This is a genomic window from Pararhizobium sp. LjRoot255, from assembly GCF_964252905.1.
Classification (GTDB): Bacteria; Pseudomonadota; Alphaproteobacteria; order Rhizobiales; family Rhizobiaceae; genus Pararhizobium.
The window spans coordinates 2,889,377-2,905,753 of record NZ_CAXUPQ020000001.1; the positions used below are offsets into that span (position 1 = coordinate 2,889,377).

At 61.3% G+C, this 16,377-nt stretch carries 16 protein-coding genes; 5 read left to right on the forward strand and 11 right to left on the reverse strand.

All coding sequences use genetic code 11. From position 1 onward, the window contains the following. Positions 1-25: 25 nt before the first annotated feature. Complete coding sequence (locus ACSQ2W_RS13955; protein ID WP_436086777.1) at positions 26-511, reverse strand: MarR family winged helix-turn-helix transcriptional regulator; 486 nt, start codon at positions 509-511, stop codon at positions 26-28. Positions 512-780: 269 nt separating this feature from the next. Here ACSQ2W_RS13955 and ACSQ2W_RS13960 point away from each other — a divergent pair, with 269 nt between their 5' ends. The 3 genes from ACSQ2W_RS13960 (at position 781) to ACSQ2W_RS13970 (ending at position 2,934) form a co-directional block, all read left to right on the forward strand. After that, positions 781-1,671, forward strand: a complete 891-nt coding sequence (locus tag ACSQ2W_RS13960) for a branched-chain amino acid aminotransferase (protein WP_436086778.1) — start codon at positions 781-783, stop codon at positions 1,669-1,671. Positions 1,672-2,001: 330 nt separating this feature from the next. Beyond that, on the forward strand, positions 2,002-2,166 hold the full coding sequence (locus ACSQ2W_RS13965) for a hypothetical protein (RefSeq protein WP_436080677.1): 165 nt from the start codon (positions 2,002-2,004) through the stop codon (positions 2,164-2,166). A gap of 126 nt (positions 2,167-2,292) precedes the next feature. Next, positions 2,293-2,934: an MBL fold metallo-hydrolase gene (locus tag ACSQ2W_RS13970; protein ID WP_436086779.1), complete on the forward strand. Its 642-nt coding sequence runs from the start codon at positions 2,293-2,295 to the stop codon at positions 2,932-2,934. 253 nt (positions 2,935-3,187) lie between these two features. On the opposite strand, the gene ACSQ2W_RS13975 is transcribed toward ACSQ2W_RS13970, so the two are convergent. The 6 genes from ACSQ2W_RS13975 to ACSQ2W_RS14000 all read right to left on the reverse strand — a co-directional run bounded on the left by ACSQ2W_RS13975 (position 3,188) and on the right by ACSQ2W_RS14000 (position 9,755). Further along, a complete protein-coding gene (locus tag ACSQ2W_RS13975) occupies positions 3,188-3,595 on the reverse strand; it encodes a BA14K family protein (RefSeq protein WP_436086780.1) in 408 nt (135 codons plus the stop codon). Positions 3,596-3,738: 143 nt separating this feature from the next. Next, entirely contained in the window at positions 3,739-3,954 is a 216-nt protein-coding gene (locus ACSQ2W_RS13980) for a cold-shock protein (RefSeq protein WP_037098666.1), read from the reverse strand. A gap of 525 nt (positions 3,955-4,479) precedes the next feature. Next, the gene (locus tag ACSQ2W_RS13985) at positions 4,480-5,376 is read right to left on the reverse strand and encodes a DMT family transporter (RefSeq protein WP_436086781.1); all 897 of its coding nucleotides are present in this window, start codon (positions 5,374-5,376) and stop codon (positions 4,480-4,482) included. Between the two features lie 146 nt (positions 5,377-5,522). Then, positions 5,523-6,671 carry a PQQ-dependent sugar dehydrogenase gene (locus tag ACSQ2W_RS13990; RefSeq protein WP_436086782.1) on the reverse strand — a complete coding sequence of 383 codons (1,149 nt, stop codon included), beginning with the start codon at positions 6,669-6,671 and terminating at the stop codon, positions 5,523-5,525. A gap of 59 nt (positions 6,672-6,730) precedes the next feature. Continuing rightward, complete coding sequence (locus ACSQ2W_RS13995) at positions 6,731-7,363, reverse strand: class GN sortase (RefSeq protein WP_436087786.1); 633 nt, start codon at positions 7,361-7,363, stop codon at positions 6,731-6,733. A gap of 43 nt (positions 7,364-7,406) precedes the next feature. Beyond that, positions 7,407-9,755, reverse strand: coding sequence for a marine proteobacterial sortase target protein (locus ACSQ2W_RS14000; protein WP_436086783.1), 2,349 nt, complete (start codon positions 9,753-9,755; stop codon positions 7,407-7,409). Between the two features lie 466 nt (positions 9,756-10,221). Here ACSQ2W_RS14000 and ACSQ2W_RS14005 point away from each other — a divergent pair, with 466 nt between their 5' ends. Next, positions 10,222-11,424, forward strand: a complete 1,203-nt coding sequence (locus ACSQ2W_RS14005) for a pyridoxal phosphate-dependent aminotransferase (protein ID WP_436086784.1) — start codon at positions 10,222-10,224, stop codon at positions 11,422-11,424. 211 nt (positions 11,425-11,635) lie between these two features. Further along, positions 11,636-12,817, forward strand: coding sequence for an MFS transporter (locus ACSQ2W_RS14010; protein WP_436086785.1), 1,182 nt, complete (start codon positions 11,636-11,638; stop codon positions 12,815-12,817). Positions 12,818-13,052: 235 nt separating this feature from the next. Here the strand turns inward: ACSQ2W_RS14010 and ACSQ2W_RS14015 are convergent, their stop codons facing one another. From ACSQ2W_RS14015 to ACSQ2W_RS14030, 4 genes are all read right to left on the reverse strand, one after another. Then, the gene (locus tag ACSQ2W_RS14015; RefSeq protein ID WP_436086786.1) at positions 13,053-13,994 is read right to left on the reverse strand and encodes a lytic transglycosylase domain-containing protein; all 942 of its coding nucleotides are present in this window, start codon (positions 13,992-13,994) and stop codon (positions 13,053-13,055) included. 73 nt (positions 13,995-14,067) lie between these two features. Then, positions 14,068-14,571: an N-acetyltransferase family protein gene (locus ACSQ2W_RS14020; protein WP_436086787.1), complete on the reverse strand. Its 504-nt coding sequence runs from the start codon at positions 14,569-14,571 to the stop codon at positions 14,068-14,070. Positions 14,572-14,680: 109 nt separating this feature from the next. Then, complete coding sequence (locus tag ACSQ2W_RS14025) at positions 14,681-15,805, reverse strand: alkene reductase (RefSeq protein WP_436086788.1); 1,125 nt, start codon at positions 15,803-15,805, stop codon at positions 14,681-14,683. A 125-nt stretch (positions 15,806-15,930) separates the two neighbouring features. After that, positions 15,931-16,224: an ArsR/SmtB family transcription factor gene (locus ACSQ2W_RS14030; RefSeq protein WP_436086789.1), complete on the reverse strand. Its 294-nt coding sequence runs from the start codon at positions 16,222-16,224 to the stop codon at positions 15,931-15,933. Positions 16,225-16,377 lie beyond the last annotated feature (153 nt).

Sequence of the window (16,377 nt, forward strand, 5' to 3'; positions counted from 1 at the left end):
GCTGCCGGCTCGGCAAGCCGGGATTTCAGTTTTCGTCGGCGGTCTTCATGCCGGCAAGGAAGCGCTTGATCGTGTCGCGGGCGCCGGGGCCGGATTTGGCCAGGGCTTCGGCTATGCGCCGCGACTGTGGCTCGGCCAAGGCCCTTGCCAGCGTCTTGCCTTCCTTTGTTGTATAGAGCTTGCGCTGCCTGCGGTCCTCCGGTCCGGCAACTTGGTGAATATACCCTGAATCGATGAGCTGTTTCAAAACACGGGCAAGGCTCTGCTTGGTGATCCTCAACGTGTCGAGCAGATCGGCAACGGTCATGCCGGGTTCGCGGTCGACGAAGTGCAGCACGCGGTGATGCGCCCGCCCGAAGCCGCGTTTTTCGAGAATCACGTCCGGATCAGAGGTGAAATCCCGATAGGCGAAGAAAAAGAGCTCGATGATCTCAAAATCCACTGCGTCCGTCATGTCTGTCCCGGCCTCAGAGGTGTCCCCATCGGCCTTCTGGTTCGGCTGTCCTGCCACGCCGTCATTTCCTTTCACTTTAACGCACTTTGCGAACTTTCGAAAAACATGTCAGCAATGTTGACGTATTTTTTCGCCATTGGTAAGCGTCTTTACCGCAGACAGGCGAACATTCGACGCTGACCTGTCACTGAAGATAGGCCGTGCCGCTCTGATCGCCAATCCAAAATCACCAAAACTGATTTTCCTCGCTTCAGTTTGACGGTAAAACTGAAACAGGAAAGACAATCAACGCAAAGAATGGCGTTTAAGCGCCGGAGGATGAGACGATGGCAGCAGTTCCCTTTGATCAGTTGGACGGTCAGATCTGGTTCAACGGTGAATTCGTCGATTGGAAGGACGCAAAGATCCATGTGCTCACGCATGGCCTGCATTATGCCAGCGCCGTCTTCGAAGGCGAGCGCGCCTATGGCGGCCGCGTCTTCAAATTGACCGAGCACAATCAGCGCCTGCACAAGTCGGCCGAAATCCTCGGCTTCACGGTGCCTTATTCGGTCGAGGAACTGGATGCGGCAACGATCGAGCTTCTCAAGCGCCAGGGCTTCGCCGATGCCTATGTCCGGCCGATCGCCTGGCGCGGCTCAGAATCGATGGGGGTCTCGGCCCAGAACAACCGCATCAATGTCGCCATCGCCATCTGGCAGTGGGGCAGCTATTTCGATCCGGCCGAAAAGCTCAAGGGCATTCGCCTCGACATCGCCGAATATCGCCGCCCGGACCCGAGGACGGCGCCCTGCGCCTCCAAGGCCGCCGGTCTCTACATGATCTGCACCATCTCCAAACATGCCGCCGAGGCCAAGGGCTATGCGGATGCGATGATGCTCGACTGGCGCGGCCAGGTCGCGGAAGCGACAGGCGCCAACATCTTCTTCGTCAAGGATGGCGTCATCCACACGCCGACACCGGACTGCTTCCTCAACGGCATCACCCGCCAGACGGTCATCGAGCTTGCCCAGCGCCGCGGCTACGAGGTGGTCGAGCGGGTAATCATGCCGGAAGAACTTACAGGCTTCACCGAGTGCTTCCTGACCGGATCGGCCGCCGAAGTGACGCCGGTCTCCGAGATCGGCCCCTACACGTTCAAGCCGGCCACGATTTCCGAGACGCTGATGAACGACTATACGAAGGAAGTCTATCCGGTGCCCGCTGCCGCCGAATGACCCCTGGCGGGGCTCCTGCGCGGAATTGAGAAGGGCGGCCTCGGAGCCGCCTTTCTTTTTGGCGCCATCACGGTGAGCACGCCGCTGTGCGAGACGATCACCCGTATTGCCGGCCCGGCAGCGGCCCCTTCTTCATACGGCATCCGAACAGAAGATCGCTGGCAGGACGGCCACGGCGCGCCGCCGCACGCGTGGCGAAACGGCGCATTCTGCCGGTGTTCCCCATGGAACTGAGAAAATCAGGACAATGCAAAATACTGCAGTTGTTCCGCTTTTGCCGGAACCATTCGAGCAACGGCGGGGTTTAGACGCCAACGGGAGGATATTCAGATGCAAGAGGATATTGCTCAGGATTCGTATTCGACCGCGCGTCAATTGCGCCCGGTCGTCATCACGGTTATCGCCGCCAAGCTTGCGGTCTTCGCTCTGTTGATGACCACGGTCAACTTCCAGCCGCCATTGCCGGCAGCCATTGAAGTTGCCGAAGCGCGCTAAAGCGATGTGTCTGGCCTGGCTGTCGCCGCGCCGCTGATCATGAAGACCGGATCCGCGCGATTGGCCGTTTCCATTGCACCGTGTCCGTCCTATATGCTTCGCAACAAAGTTTGACAGCGAGGCGGCATGCTACAGGCGGGCATCATTCCGGTTACTCATTTCCAGCAGAATTGCACGATTCTGTTCGACAGCGAAACGAAGGAGGGCGTGATCGTCGATCCGGGCGGCGACGTTGACGTCATCCTGCAGACCATCAAGGAAAACGGCATCACGTTGAAGGCGATCTGGTTGACGCACGGGCATGTCGATCACGCCGGCGGTGCCAAAGAACTCAAGAACGCCCTGAACCTCGATATCATCGGACCGCACAAGGACGACAAGCCGCTGCTCGAAGGGCTCGAGGTGCAGGCGGAAAAGTACGGGCTGGCGATGAAGGTCGAGAACGTGCTGCCGGACCGGTGGCTTGAGGAGGGAGATACCGTTTCCTTCGGCGATCACGTCTTCGAGGTGCTGCACTGCCCAGGCCATGCGCCCGGCCATGTCGTCTATTTCAACCGCAAACAGGGTTTCGCCCATGTCGGCGACGTGCTGTTCCATGGCTCGATCGGCCGCACCGATCTGCCAGGCGGCAACCACCAGCAACTTCTTCACTCGATTCGCGACAAGATCCTGCCGCTCGGCGATAACGTCGGCTTCATCTGCGGCCACGGGCCGGGGGGGCAGATCGGCGAGGAGCGCCGCACCAATCCCTATCTTCGCGGCCTCTAAAGCACGTCGCGCAAAAGTGTGCAGCGGTTTTGCGATAACGACATGCGTAAAATCAAAGACCTAAGGCGCGGTTAGCGAATCTGAAAGATCGCGACGCGCTTTAGGCGACGCCGGGGAGGCGCCGCAGCGGTTTCAAAGTGCTACAGCGTCCTTTGCGCGTCAGGCTTGACGCGCGGCGCTGTATCGAAAGCAAGACGACAAAAAAGGCACGTGCCGATCGGCACGTGCCTTTTTTTGAAGTCACATTGCGGTTTTAGCCGGCCCTGCAGAAATACTCCCTGCCGTCATAACCGACGAAGGTGCCGGACTGGGAGTCGAACGAGCGATAGCGTTGCGAGCAATAGCGGTACCAGCCGGGTGTCCATGGCTCCAGTTCGCCATACGTTTCAACCACCACGGGGCGGGCGCGGCGATAGACTGGACGCGGCTCGTAATATTCCGGCTCCGGGTCGACATAGACCCGCTCCTGGTAACGCGGCTGGCTGGCAATGGCGCCGCCGATGATCACGCCGGTGGCAAGACCGAGAGCGCCGGCCGCAACGGCATCACCGCGGTGATGGCGGCGGCGGCCCCAGTCTTCAGCCTGCGCGGACGTGACTGTCGGGATGACGGTCGCCGCGGTGGCAAGGGCAAGAACGGCAGCTTTGATACATTTATTCATTGTTTCGATCCTGTTTTGGGTCGGATAGTTTAGTCCCTGATGATGAAAACAGGATATTGTGGCGAAACTGAACGCAGGGTGAATGAAAAAACCCGGCAGCAAGGCCGGGCTTCAACTGAATCTGTTTGCAGCAGCTCGGCAGCTTAGCCCGAGACCTGCAGGTTGACCGCCTTCGGGCCTTTGCCGCGGCGATCCGGTTCCGTGTCGAAGCTGACCTTCTGATTTTCCGACAGTCCATTCAGGCCTGAGGCCTGCACTGCGGAGATATGCACGAAGATGTCGGCGCCACCGTTATCGGGTTTGATGAAGCCAAAGCCCTTGTCGGTGTTGAAGAATTTAACAATGCCAGTCTCGGCCATGCGTCAGGTCCTTTTTCCTCTGCCCGGATGCGGCGGGCAGCATTACAATGTTTGCCCCAGGGGGCGTGCGGCAGGCAGTTCTCGACTGTGAGGAAAGGGTCCTGTAATTGCAGCCAGCCATCGAACACTGTCTTTATCCGACTGCCCGGTACATTTTGCGTGCCCGGCGCGCGTTATTTAAGGTCTTCCCGTGTTCGCAGATTGCCCGAACCCGATAAGCTTGCTGTGTTTATTTTAAATTGGCAAGCAAAAGTTTTTTGAAACAAGTGTGCCGATTTGGTTTGTTCAAAAAGCAATCAACTGCTGAAAAATATGATTTTTCTACGGATATATTGCAAGATATTGAAAATATTGCGATTTATGCTGCTTTGCTTGTTTTTTGAGCTGTTTGCGGCATGATATGTCGCAGAATGCCAAGGTCTCACGGCTCACTCGGGAAGTTTCGTTAAATATTAGCCTGCTCGAAAACCCGGACGTTTCCCCAGATGACACCGCCGTTATTCCGAAAAGAGATGCGCTTAAAAATCACGCTCCGGCGGGAACGGCTTTCGCCTTCGTCAGTTCAGGTATGATCTCCACGATCAGCATGGCCGCGAAAATGATCGCGCAGCCGACATAGCCGAGCGGGGTGATCGTTTCTCCGAGCAGCAGGACGCCGAACAGAGCGGCAAACAGTGCTTCGCTCGACAGGAAGATCGCCGCCTGCGGCGCGGTCGTATAGCGCTGGCCGACTACCTGGCAGATGAAGCCGATGCCGCTGGAAAAGAAGCCGGCATAGAGGATTTCCGGCAGCGCGTTCGCCACGGCGGTAAGATCAAGCGGCTCAAGGAAGGCGGCGGCTGTGCAACCGAGCACGGCACAGACGGCGAACTGCGTCATCGACAGGGCCATTGGCCGGCCGGTGCTGCCGGCAAAGATGCCGACGAGGATGAGCTGGACGGCCCAGAACATCGCGCAGACGATCGTCAGGACATCGCCGCTCGTGAGGCGCGCCAGCTCGCCGCCGCTCAGGAGGAAAATTCCGAACGTCGCCATGAAGGCCGCCGGCCAGATGACCCAGTGGGGCTTCCTGCGCAGGAAGATGACGGTCAGCATCGGCACGAAAACGACGTAGAGTCCGGTGAGGAAACCCGAATTGGTGACGCTGGTCGTCAAAAGGCCGACCTGCTGGGTCGTGGCGCCTGCAAAGAGCGCAAGCCCGATCCAGATAAAGTTGCGGACGCTCGATTTCGGCATCGGCCCGCGTGCCTTGCGGGTTTCCCAGAGCGCCAGCGGTGCTGCGACCACCGTGGCGATGACAAAGCGCAGGCCGATGAACCAGAGCGGGCCGATCGCATCCATCGCCGTCGATTGCGCGACGAAGCCCGCGCCCCAGACGGCGCCGGAAAACAGCAGGAAGAGATTGGCCTGGATACGGGTCACGATGCGGTTCCTGAAACGGCGACACGGAACGCCGCACGTCGGAACGATAGGCAGGCGCGGCAGAGATGCGGATTGGTCCGGCGATCAGGTAGCAGCTGCATCAAATTCGGGCAAGTGCGCCGCTTGAGGCGAAAAATAGCGCCCCTTCAGCTTTTCTTGTCCGCCGCGGAGACGCGCAGCAGCGCCCCATCGTCCGTCACCATCAAGACCGCGCCGCCGGGCGCTACCTTGACGTCGCGGATACGGCCGAATTCGCCTTCGAACAGGCGTTCTTCCGAGACGATCTGGCCGCTTTCATCCCGTTCCAGTCGCGCCAGCAGCTGGTACTTCAGCGCCGATACCAAGAGATCGCCCTCCCATTCCGGGAACATCGCGCCGTGATAAACGTCGATCGCGCCCGGTGCTATGGACGGATCCCAATAGTAGAGCGGCTGCTCGTAGCCTTCCGCTGCCTGGCCGACGCCGATCTCGGCGCCGGAATAGTCCTTGCCATAGGTGATGACCGGCCACCCGTAGTTCTTGCCCGGCTGCGGCGCATTGACCTCATCGCCGCCGCGTGCGCCATGCTCGACCGTCAGCAACTGGTGATCCTTCGGGTCGATGACGATGCCCTGCGGATTGCGATGCCCCTTCGACCAGACTTCCGGAAGCCCGGCCTTGCCGTCCTTGTAAGGGTTGTCCGCGGGGATGCTGCCGTCCGGCTTGATATGCAGGATCGAGCCCGCATGGTCCTGCATGTCCTGTGCCCGATCCCGCTCGCCGCGATCGCCAATGCCGAAGAACAGGCTGCCGTCGGAGGCGATCGCGATGCGCGATCCGAAATGCTGGCCCTTGCCGGTGAATTTGTTCATCCGGAAGAGTTCCTTGACGCCGGTAAGGTTCTTTGCGTCCTTTGAAAGCACGCCACGCACGATCACCGTTCCATAGCGGCCCCCATCCGCAACCGCCATCGACAGGAAGATCGTGCGGTTGGCTTCGAAATCGGAATCGAGCGCGACATCGAGAAGCCCGCCTTGCCCTTGGCGCGCACTCTTCGGGACGCCGCGGAGCGGCGCGGATGCTTTGCCGTCGCGAATGATGCGAAGAGTGCCGCCAAGCTCGGTGATGATGAAGGCGCCGTCCGGCATCACTTCGACGGACCAGGGATTGTCGAGGCCGGAGGCAAGCGTTTCGACCTGAACAGACACCTTCTCGGTCGAATATTGCGCAGGGTCGTCAGCGGCGAGGGAAGGGCTTGCGAAAAGGATTACCGCCAGACCGGCGGACGTAAACAGGTTTTCAAGCGTCGTCTTCATCTCGGCCTCCATTCGTTACTCGGAATAGCTGGGGTCAGGCACGAAGGGATCAAGGCTGATCAAAAGGATTTTACCGGCAGTTGGATGGGGCGACGAAGCGCCGAGAGCTTCGATTGCGGCGCATTGGAAACAAGCTCCGCTTGGACGATGTAGCGCAGGGGGCCCTGCTCGGTCGCATCGAACGGCCAGCAGGTGGCAAGCGCCAGATTGCGGCCGGGCGCATCCGCGTTGATGCCGCTCTCGTCCCAGCGGGCGATCCGGCCCGGGCCGGCGCGGAATGTCAGGTTTGTTCCGTCCTTGCGGGTGATCACTAGAAGATCGCCGGGCCTGACGTCCTTCAGCCAGCGGAAATGCGTGTCGCGATGGGCGGCGATGACGGAGGTGCCGAGTTCGCCCGGCGCCGGCGTGTTGGCGAGCCGCGCCGGACCGAACGCCAGCGCCTCGCCACTGGCGCCCGACAGCACGATCGCGGTCTGGCCGATGCGGGGCGCGGTGATCTCCGCCTCGGTCGAGAAGTCGGCCCAGGGCCAGGGTTTGACGTTGGTCGCGCCATGCAGGTGCGCCTCGAAGCTTCGCTTCAGCAGTACCTGCGACACCTCGGCCTTGGTCTTCAAGTAGAACCCCTTGCCGACCAGCATCAGGCCAGCGATCGCGACAAGGGAAATGCCCGCGAGCACCAGTGTTTCCAGCATGTTGAGGCGCGCCAGAAAGCCGCCGCGCCCGTCGAGCGTCTGTTTATTGGACACGGCTGCGTGCCTCCAGGATCAGGCCGCGCATCTGCCAGCGCCACAGGCCGAAGGTTGAGGCCGCCATCACGGCGATGGCCAGCAGCATCAGGCCGATCAGGATGTACCGGTCGGCGAGCGTTGCGGTCTGGGGCAGGTTCACCTGATTGCCGGCTTCGGCGATCAGGCTGGCGGCACGCGCCGTCGGCGCGGCGGCCATCCGATCGGCGACCAGCATCGCCTGTTCTTCGGCCTGGTCAAGCGCGGCCTTGCGCTGACTTTCCGGAAGCGTCTTCTCGCCGAACACCTTCTCGAAATCCCACCCCTCCGGCAAGTTGAGCGGCACGTCGGTGCTGGCAACAGGCTCGCCCGCCGGACGCGACGGCGTCACGTCGATGGCAACCAGGCTGGTGACCCGCGAAACGAGGTGATGGGCAAGCGCCACCGACTCGATCTGCTTGTCGAGCACAGCTTGGTCGCTCACTGCATGAGCGTTTGCCTCAAGATCGTCGATCTTGCGCCGCGCCCAGAGCTTGGCAATGCCTTTGCCTTCGGACGCCTTGGCGATATCCATCTCGACACGCCAGGGCTGGTCGCCGGTCTTGCCGGTGATCTGCAGCTTGCCCGCGAGTGTAACACCGTCAAGCTGTGCGGTCAGCACCACCGGCTCGCCGCGATAGAGGTCCGGCATCGGATTCGGCGTGATATCCAGCGCATTCGCGCCGTCGAAGGTGACAGCGATGTCGGTCATCGCCGGGTTTTCCAGCTTGTCGAACAATTCGCCCATGCGGGCGGCCACCTGGTCTTCCGAGCCGATCAGCGTGAAGGTGCCGCGGCCGAGTTCGGCGGCTTTGGTCATGAAGTGGGTGTTGGGAGCCGAGCCGATCCCGACGGTGAAGACACGGGCGTCGCCGCGGTTCCTCGATATCTCCTCGAACAATTGCGCCTCGTTGCCAATCGCGCCATCGGTCAGAAATACGACCTGCCGCAACGCACCTGGCTCGATCGGTCCCTGGGTGCGAAGGGCTGCCTCCAGCGCCGGCAGCATCTCCGTACCGCCATCGGCCGTCAGGCCGCGCACGAACGCGATCGCATCCTCGCGCTTGTCCGGTGTCGCCTGCACGAGGGAGGGAAAATGCACACTCATCGTATCGTCGAAGCGGATGACGTTGAACCGGTCTTCCGGCCGCAGCTTGGAGATGGCTAGCGCCAGGCTTTCGCGCGCCTGTTCGATCGATTTGCCGGCCATCGAGCCGGAATTGTCGATGACGAAGACGACTTCGCGTTTTGGCGCCGTTTCCGTTTCCGTTGCCGTCTCGTCGGCCGGAGGCGTCACGAAGCCGAGCAGATAAGTCCTGCCGTCAATCGTCTGGCGGAAGAGCCCCGCATGCGGCGCCTTGCCGGCTGCTGCGTGCCAGCTCAGCTCGAAATCCTTGTCGGCCGGTACGCTGCCACTCCTTAGGGTGATCCTGCGTGCCATGTCATCGACCGTCTGGACGTCGGTCTCGTGGAACGGCGCGGCGACGGTGCCGATCGGGAAACCGGCATTGAGATTGACCGTCAGCGTCACGGGATTGATCTTTGCATTCTCCGCGGGATCGAGCACGGGGGCCGTGATCTTGTCGCGATCCGGCACAGGATCGCGGACGGCGTAGCCGGAATTGGGATCGAGATCGACGGTCTCAACGATCGGATCCGGATTGTAGCGCGGCGCGACAACCATCGGGAACCGCAGCGAGAATTCGCCGCCCGATTGATGCACGCTGCTCTGATATTCGATCTGCACGATGATGGTTTCGCCGGGGCCAATATTGGCGACCTGGTTGGTGAAGATGTTGGGGCGCTGCTGCTCCAGAAGCGCTGTCTTCTTGCCGGCGGCCTTGGCTTCCTCATAGACCTTGCGCGCTTCCTCGCGGGCTTTGATCTCGCCCTCGATGAAGCGGTCGCCGATCTGCATCTTCAACGTATCGACAGCGGCGTTTTCCGGCAGCGGGAAGACGTAGGTGCCCTCGACCCAGCCCCTGCTCGGGTTCTGGAACCGCTGCGTGACGCGGGTGCGCAGGATCGGTCCGTTGACGTCGATCTGAACGTCGGTCGCCAGCCGGGGTGCCTCGACGAAGGAGCCGGGTTCCTTGGATGGGAAGAGCAGGGCACCGGTGCCCATGTCGTTGGGGCGTACATAGCCGGCGAAATGCTGCGGTCGGCTCTGTCCGGTGTCGGCCGAGGCCTCCGAGAAAAAGCCCATCACGAAAAACAGGACGATCGTTACGGCCACAAGGGCTGCGACCAGCAGATATTCGACATATGGCATGTGCTGGCGGCGCGGTGTCGTGGCGCCGATTTCCGTATCGACAAACATTGCGTGGCCCCTCGGTGCGGATGGATTCGGTAGATCCTCAGAAAAGGCTCCGAAATCGTCTGCACGAGGACGGAATTGCGGCGGCCCGCGGCATTTGTTGTGACCAAATCAAGGCGTTGCGGAAATGTCGCAAAGTTCCTGTTTTTGAAGAATAAATTTCGGCTGTGATACGTTATTCTCCTTCAGGCCCGAAGGCGCTGCACCTGCCTTTCGGGTTTCTTTCGCGGGCATGAAAAATCGGAGTCGATTCAACCATCTGCGCCGCGCTGCCGAGAAAGTGATTCATCCCAATCCGTGATGCGACTGATGAAACATTGTCATGGTCACGCATTTTGCCGGCTCTCCGGGCGCTTTGCGCTTGAAACCGGGGCTGTCTTTCGACATACACCTAACCGCTATGGAGCCTGGCAAAGACCGCTCCCGCTGGCTCGCATGCTGTTTCAACCTGATCAGGATAAACCACATCATGGCCTTTCTTGCCGACGCCCTTTCCCGTGTGAAGCCATCCGCCACCATCGCCGTTTCCCAGAAAGCCCGGGAACTGAAAGCCAAGGGCCGCGATGTGATCGGGCTTGGCGCCGGGGAGCCGGATTTCGACACGCCGGACAATATCAAGCAGGCGGCCGTCGACGCGATCAACCGCGGCGAGACGAAGTACACGCCGGTTTCGGGCATTCCGGAACTGCGCGAGGCGATCGCCAAGAAGTTCAAGCGCGAGAACAATCTCGACTACACCGCCGCCCAGACGATCGTCGGCACCGGCGGAAAGCAGATTCTTTTCAACGCCTTCATGGCGACGATGAATCCTGGCGATGAAGTCGTTATTCCGGCACCTTACTGGGTGTCCTATCCGGAAATGGTGGCGCTTTGCGGCGGCACGCCGGTGTTCGTTGCGGCGACCCAGGAAAACAATTTCAAGCTGACGCCTGCTGATCTGGAAAAGGCGATCACGCCGAAAACCAAGTGGTTCGTCTTCAACTCCCCGTCCAACCCGTCCGGCGCTGCCTATACCCATGCGGAGCTCAAGGGCCTGACCGACGTGCTTTTGAAGCATCCGCATGTCTGGATCCTGACGGACGACATGTACGAGCACCTGACCTATGGCGACTTCAAGTTCGCGACGCCGGTCGAAGTCGAGCCCGAGCTCTACGACCGCACGCTGACGATGAACGGCGTCTCCAAGGCCTATGCCATGACCGGCTGGCGCATCGGCTATGCGGCCGGTCCGCTGGCGCTGATCAAGGCCATGGACATGATCCAGGGCCAGCAGACCTCGGGCGCCTGCTCGATTGCCCAGTGGGCCGCCGTCGAGGCGCTCAACGGCACACAGGACTTCATTCCGGAAAACAAGAAGATCTTCGAAGGCCGCCGCGACCTCGTCGTCTCGATGCTCAACCAGGCCAAGGGCATCGAGTGCCCGTCTCCTGAGGGCGCCTTCTACGTCTACCCGTCCTGCAAGGGCCTGATCGGCAAGACCGCTCCTTCGGGCAAGGTGATCGAAACGGACGAAGACTTCGTCTCCGAGCTTCTCGAATCCGAAGGCGTCGCCGTCGTCCATGGCTCCGCCTTCGGCCTCGGCCCCAACTTCCGCATCTCCTATGCGACCTCGGAAGAACAGCTGGAAGAAGCCTGCAAGCGCATCCAGCGTTTTTGTGCAGCCTGCAAGTAAGGCGAGGTTGATCCCGACAACGAGCCCGCCGGAAACGGCGGGTTTTTTGTTGGGTAGATTCCGCGCGAGTCCCAGGTCCGCTCCACCCCGTTTCGCATTCCCACGTAGCGACATCTAGCCTAACCGCTGCAAATCGCTGTGCCGGACACGCCATGCGGGTTCCTCTCCCGCGTGTTTCCCGTTAAAGCATCGCCTGTCGAGGAGCCAGGTCATGAACATCGCGCCGCATCACAGGATCTATATCTGCTTCTTCCTGTTCGCCGTCTCGCTCGGCGCGCTTCTGGCGCGCATGCCCGATCTCCAGGTCGCCTTGGGCGTCAACAAGTCCGAACTCGGATTGACGCTGATCGGCATGGCGATCGGGGCGCTGATCTCGCTGACGCTTTCCTCGCCGCTGATCGCCCATCTCGGTGCCCGCACCACTGCCTTTATCACGGTCCTCGGCACGGCGGCGGCCTTCGCATTCGTGCCCTGGGTCGGCGCGGCACCCTTGGTGTTCTGCATTTTGTTTTGCGCCGGGCTTCTCGCGGGGGCGCTGGAAATCAACCTCAACGTCGAGATCGACCGCATCGAGGCGCAGCTCGGGCGCGGCATCATGAACCGGGCACATGGCTTCTGGAGTCTCGGCTTCTTCGTCACCGCGCTGATCGCCTCCGTCGTCCGCCAGGCTGAAATATCGATGCAGGTTCATCTGGCCGTGACGCTTGCCGTCGTCCTCGTCGGCGGGACGATCGCCATTTCCGGCATTCGCAACGCTCCGGCGCGCGTCTTGTCGCATGAGGCAAACGCGCCGCTTCTGGCACTGCCGACCATCGGTCTCCTGCCGCTCTGCATCATCGGGGTCGCCGCTTTTCTGGTGGAGGGCGCGGGCATCGACTGGTCGGCCATCTACATGCGCGATGTCTTTTCGGTTGAACCCTTCATCGGTGGCCTCGGGCTGACGCTGTTCACCTTCTGCATGGCGATGGCCCGGCTGTTCGTCGATCCCGTCGTCGACCGCTTTGGCGCCCGCGCCGTTGCATCGACTCTTCTCATCCTGTCGGGCATCGGTATCGCAGCGGTGTGGCTTGCGCCGCACCCTTACGTCGCGCTCGCCGGTTTCGCGCTGATGGGGGCCGGCTGCAGCGCCGTCTATCCTCTGGCGGTTTCGGCGGCAGCCCAGCGCACCGACCGCGCTGCACAGGTGAACGTCGCAGCACTCGGGCAGGTGACCTTCATCGTCTTTTTCCTTGCGCCGCCGCTGCTCGGCTTCGTCGCAGAACATGCCGGTATCCGCACCTCCTACCTCATCTGCCTGCCACTCGTCGTCTACGCGCTGTTTTCCGTGAAGGCGCTGGCAACGCGGCGGGATGTCGGTGATCCGGTGAATTCGACCGCCGTCACGCAGGGCTGAATTCCGGGGTGTACCGTCTGCCGCCGATCCGGCGGGTGATCAGCGCGTCCCGTGCCGGTGCGACCATCCGCACGGCGATATCGGCTCCTGGCGCAGGAGGTCCTCGACTCATCCGACACGTCTGATCGATCGCCGCGAAATGCTGGGACGCTCGGCTGCCTGCCGCCGGAGCAGCCGGTCCGGTAGCGGGTTTTGCCGCCGCCGCACAAGCCAGGGTCCGGTAGCCGGGCAAGGCTTAGTTCTTGAACACGATGCAGGCGCCGCCGCCCTTGCGAATTGCGGAGCAGACCACTTCGGCCTCGCGTCTTGTCTCGCGGCCGATACGGGCCGCATAGCGCAGCCGGTTGCCGAAGGCCCGGTTGCGCTCCCGTAGGATCAGTGGCTTTTCCGCATTGAGCGGCGACGGCATGCGCTTGACGGTGGCGAGGAACAGCCGCTGCGCCACGGATTTGTGGAAATGTGCCGAAAGTTGCGCGCCCCAGGGCGCCCAGGTGCCTTCCTCTTCAAACATCACGTCCTTAAGGCGGCGTTTGTCGGCAAGGGCGGTACAGGCATCGTAGAAAGGCTTGTCTTTGTCGAGCCTGAGATCGAGCGTCTCCGGCGGATTGTCCTTCCATTCCTCCACCGGATGGGCGGTGATGGCGAGCACGTAGGCGCGTGTCTCGTAAGGAAGGTTGCCGGTGCGCAGAAACGTCTCCAGCCCGCTTTCCCCGGCATTGTAGGCCGCGGCCGCAAGGCCGAGATTACCGAAGCGGTTACGCAGGTCATCGAGATATTCGGCCGATTTCCCCAGGGCCTCCAGGGCATCGAAGCTGTTGGAAAGCCCGCGCAGCTTTGCGGTTGCGGGAATGAACTGTGCGATGCCCTCGGCTCCCTTCGGGCTGACGGCATCCGGACGGAACAGGCTTTCCTTCCAGATCAGCCGTGCGAAGAAATCGGGCGGCAAGGCGTTGGTCTCGGCGAAATGGCCAAGGGCGGTGCAGATGTCGCGGCTGTAGCTGTGGGCGCGAACGCAGAGCGTCGTATTTGGCGTTATGGCGGAAAAGATGCAGGGCGGCGCGCGCCATTCCGGCTGTGCAGCGGCGCGGGGCGCGCTTGAGATCGCGGCGAGGCCGAAGGTTGCGGCAAACAGGACCGCAAGCCGTATCCGATCATGCCGCTGGTTCTTGTGCCTCATCCGCCCAGGGACCCGTCCGCCAAACATCTCGACAGTTCTTGATAGCACCGATGCGGCGGCGCCGGGAGATGGTCTATGCTTGATCCGGCAAGGTCAGTTGCATGAAGGTCAGATCCAGCCAGCGGCCAAACTTGGTGCCGACTTCCTTCATCTGGCCGGTGATGACGAAGCCGAGCTTTTCGTGCAGCCGGATTGATGCCGCGTTGTTGGCCTCGATGCCGGCGACCATCACATGTTTGCCACAGGCCGCCGCGCGGTCGATCAGGGCCAGCATGAGCATCTTGCCGATGCCGCCGCCGCGCTGGCTCCTCTCGACATAGACCGAATGCTCGACCGTATGACGATAGCCGTCGAATGCCCGCCAGTCGCCGAAGGAGGCATAACCGGCGATCGTGCCGTCATCGGTGACGGCCACGAGCACCGGATAGCCGAGGCGCCGGCGCTCCGTGAGCCACGCCGCGCGATTTTCGAGGTCCACCTGCGCGTCGTTCCAGATCGCCGTCGTGTTGAGAACGGCATCGTTGTAGATGTCGCGGATAGCGGGAAGGTCGGCCTCTTTGGCGTCACGCAGCTGCATTGGGTTTCTCCGGAAAACGCCGAAGCTCTACCGCATAATTCCTTAAATCGGAATCGATTTAAGGACAGATCCCGCCCGGTGAGGGGCGGGATCTACATCTATACGAATCTCACGCGACCTGCTTTTCAAGCAGCGGATAGTCGGTATAGCCCTTGGCGCCGCCGCCGTAGAAGGTGGCCTGGTCCGGGGTGTTGAGCGGCGCGTTGTCCTTCAGGCGCTGTACGAGGTCCGGATTGGCGATGAAGGGCTTGCCGAAGGCGACGAGGTCGGTCTTGCCCTGCTCGACGGCCTCCACGGCGAGGTCGCGGTCGTAGCCATTGTTGGTCATCCATGCGGCCTCGCCGCCGGCCTTTTCATAAGCCTGGCACAACGCCTTGTAGTCGAACGGCTGATCACCCTGCTGGAAATCGCGCGGGCCGCCGGTCGCACCTTCGATGATGTGGATATAGGCGAGCTTGTATTTCGCCAGGCCTTCGACGACGTAGGTGAACAGCGCCTGCGCGTCCGGATCGGACGAATCATTGGCGGGCGTTACCGGCGAAATGCGGATGCCGGTGCGGCCTTCGCCGATTTCCTTGGTGATCGCATCAACGACTTCGAACAGGAAGCGGGCGCGGTTTTCGATCGGGCCGCCATACTGGTCGGTGCGCACGTTCGAGCCGGAACGCAGGAACTGGTCGATGAGGTAGCCATTGGCTGCGTGGATCTCGACGCCGTCGAAGCCTGCATCGATCGCCGCACGTGCGGCCTTGCGGTAGTCTTCGAGGATCCCGGGAATTTCGGCGAACTCGAGCGCGCGGGGCTCGGATGTTTCGGCGAACGTGCCTGTGCCGTCTTCGTTGATGAGGTAGGTCTTCGATTTCGCCTGGATGGCCGAGGCCGACACCGGCTTTCCGCCGTTCGGCTGTAGCGATGTGTGGGAGATCCGGCCGACATGCCACATCTGCACGACGATCTTGCCGCCGGCCTTGTGGACGGCTGAGGTGACCTGCCTCCAGCCGTCCAGCGCTTCCTTGCTATAGAGGCCGGGAACGTCGGCATAACCCTGACCCTGATGGGTGATCGCGGTCGCTTCGGTGATCAAGAGCCCAGCGCTGGCGCGCTGTTCGTAATAGGTGACGTTCAGCGTGTTCGGAACGGCGCCCGGCGAGCGGTTGCGCGTCAGCGGCGCCATCACGATGCGGTTGGCAAGCTCGATGTCGCCGATCTTGATCGGGTCGAAGAGGGAAGTCATGGGAAGTCCTTTTCGTTCGTTGCGGGGGTAGTCATTCTGGGAGGATAAGGGCTGGCTGGGAGGATAGGGCTGGCTGGAAGGATCAGCACTGGCTGGGAGGATAAGGGCTGGCGGGCGGATCGCCGTCAGAGTGTGTTGCCGATGTCTTTCAGGAACGCCTGGATGGTCTCTTCGTTCCGTTTGTAGAAGATCCACTGGCCGACGCGTTTGGTGGTGACGAGACCGGCGCGCTGCAGGATCGCCAGATGGCCGGAGACGGTCGATTGCGAAAGACCGCATCGCTCGAACTGGCTGGCGCAAATGCCCATCTCCAGCGGATGATGCTGGTCGGAAAAATGCGCTTCCGGTTGCTTCATCCATCCCAGCATCTCGATGCGCTTCGGATGCGCCAGTGCCTTGAGGATCTCGTCCTTGTCCATCAATCGACCTTGTATCGTCAAATCTCGATACGCCGATATTTAGATCGTGTTTGTCCGATATTCAAATCACATCTCTGTGAGGGGGATTCTGGGCAAAAAAAGAGGGCCACGGGAAAACCGGGCCCTTTAAGTGTGAAGGTCAAAAAACCTCCA

Bases quoted from the DNA above. Each gene is read 5' to 3' on its own strand.
- ACSQ2W_RS13960 (WP_436086778.1), top strand. From the start codon at position 781: ATGGCAGCAGTTCCCTTTGATCAGTTGGACGGTCAGATCTGGTTCAAC.
- ACSQ2W_RS13965 (WP_436080677.1), top strand. From the start codon at position 2,002: ATGCAAGAGGATATTGCTCAGGATTCGTATTCGACCGCGCGTCAATTG.
- ACSQ2W_RS13970 (WP_436086779.1), top strand. From the start codon at position 2,293: ATGCTACAGGCGGGCATCATTCCGGTTACTCATTTCCAGCAGAATTGC.
- ACSQ2W_RS13975 (WP_436086780.1), bottom strand. From the start codon at position 3,595: ATGAATAAATGTATCAAAGCTGCCGTTCTTGCCCTTGCCACCGCGGCG.
- ACSQ2W_RS13980 (WP_037098666.1), bottom strand. From the start codon at position 3,954: ATGGCCGAGACTGGCATTGTTAAATTCTTCAACACCGACAAGGGCTTT.
- ACSQ2W_RS13990 (WP_436086782.1), bottom strand. From the start codon at position 6,671: ATGAAGACGACGCTTGAAAACCTGTTTACGTCCGCCGGTCTGGCGGTA.
- ACSQ2W_RS13995 (WP_436087786.1), bottom strand. From the start codon at position 7,363: ATGCTGGAAACACTGGTGCTCGCGGGCATTTCCCTTGTCGCGATCGCT.
- ACSQ2W_RS14000 (WP_436086783.1), bottom strand. From the start codon at position 9,755: ATGTTTGTCGATACGGAAATCGGCGCCACGACACCGCGCCGCCAGCAC.
- ACSQ2W_RS14005 (WP_436086784.1), top strand. From the start codon at position 10,222: ATGGCCTTTCTTGCCGACGCCCTTTCCCGTGTGAAGCCATCCGCCACC.
- ACSQ2W_RS14010 (WP_436086785.1), top strand. From the start codon at position 11,636: ATGAACATCGCGCCGCATCACAGGATCTATATCTGCTTCTTCCTGTTC.
- ACSQ2W_RS14015 (WP_436086786.1), bottom strand. From the start codon at position 13,994: ATGAGGCACAAGAACCAGCGGCATGATCGGATACGGCTTGCGGTCCTG.
- ACSQ2W_RS14020 (WP_436086787.1), bottom strand. From the start codon at position 14,571: ATGCAGCTGCGTGACGCCAAAGAGGCCGACCTTCCCGCTATCCGCGAC.
- ACSQ2W_RS14025 (WP_436086788.1), bottom strand. From the start codon at position 15,805: ATGACTTCCCTCTTCGACCCGATCAAGATCGGCGACATCGAGCTTGCC.
- ACSQ2W_RS14030 (WP_436086789.1), bottom strand. From the start codon at position 16,224: ATGGACAAGGACGAGATCCTCAAGGCACTGGCGCATCCGAAGCGCATC.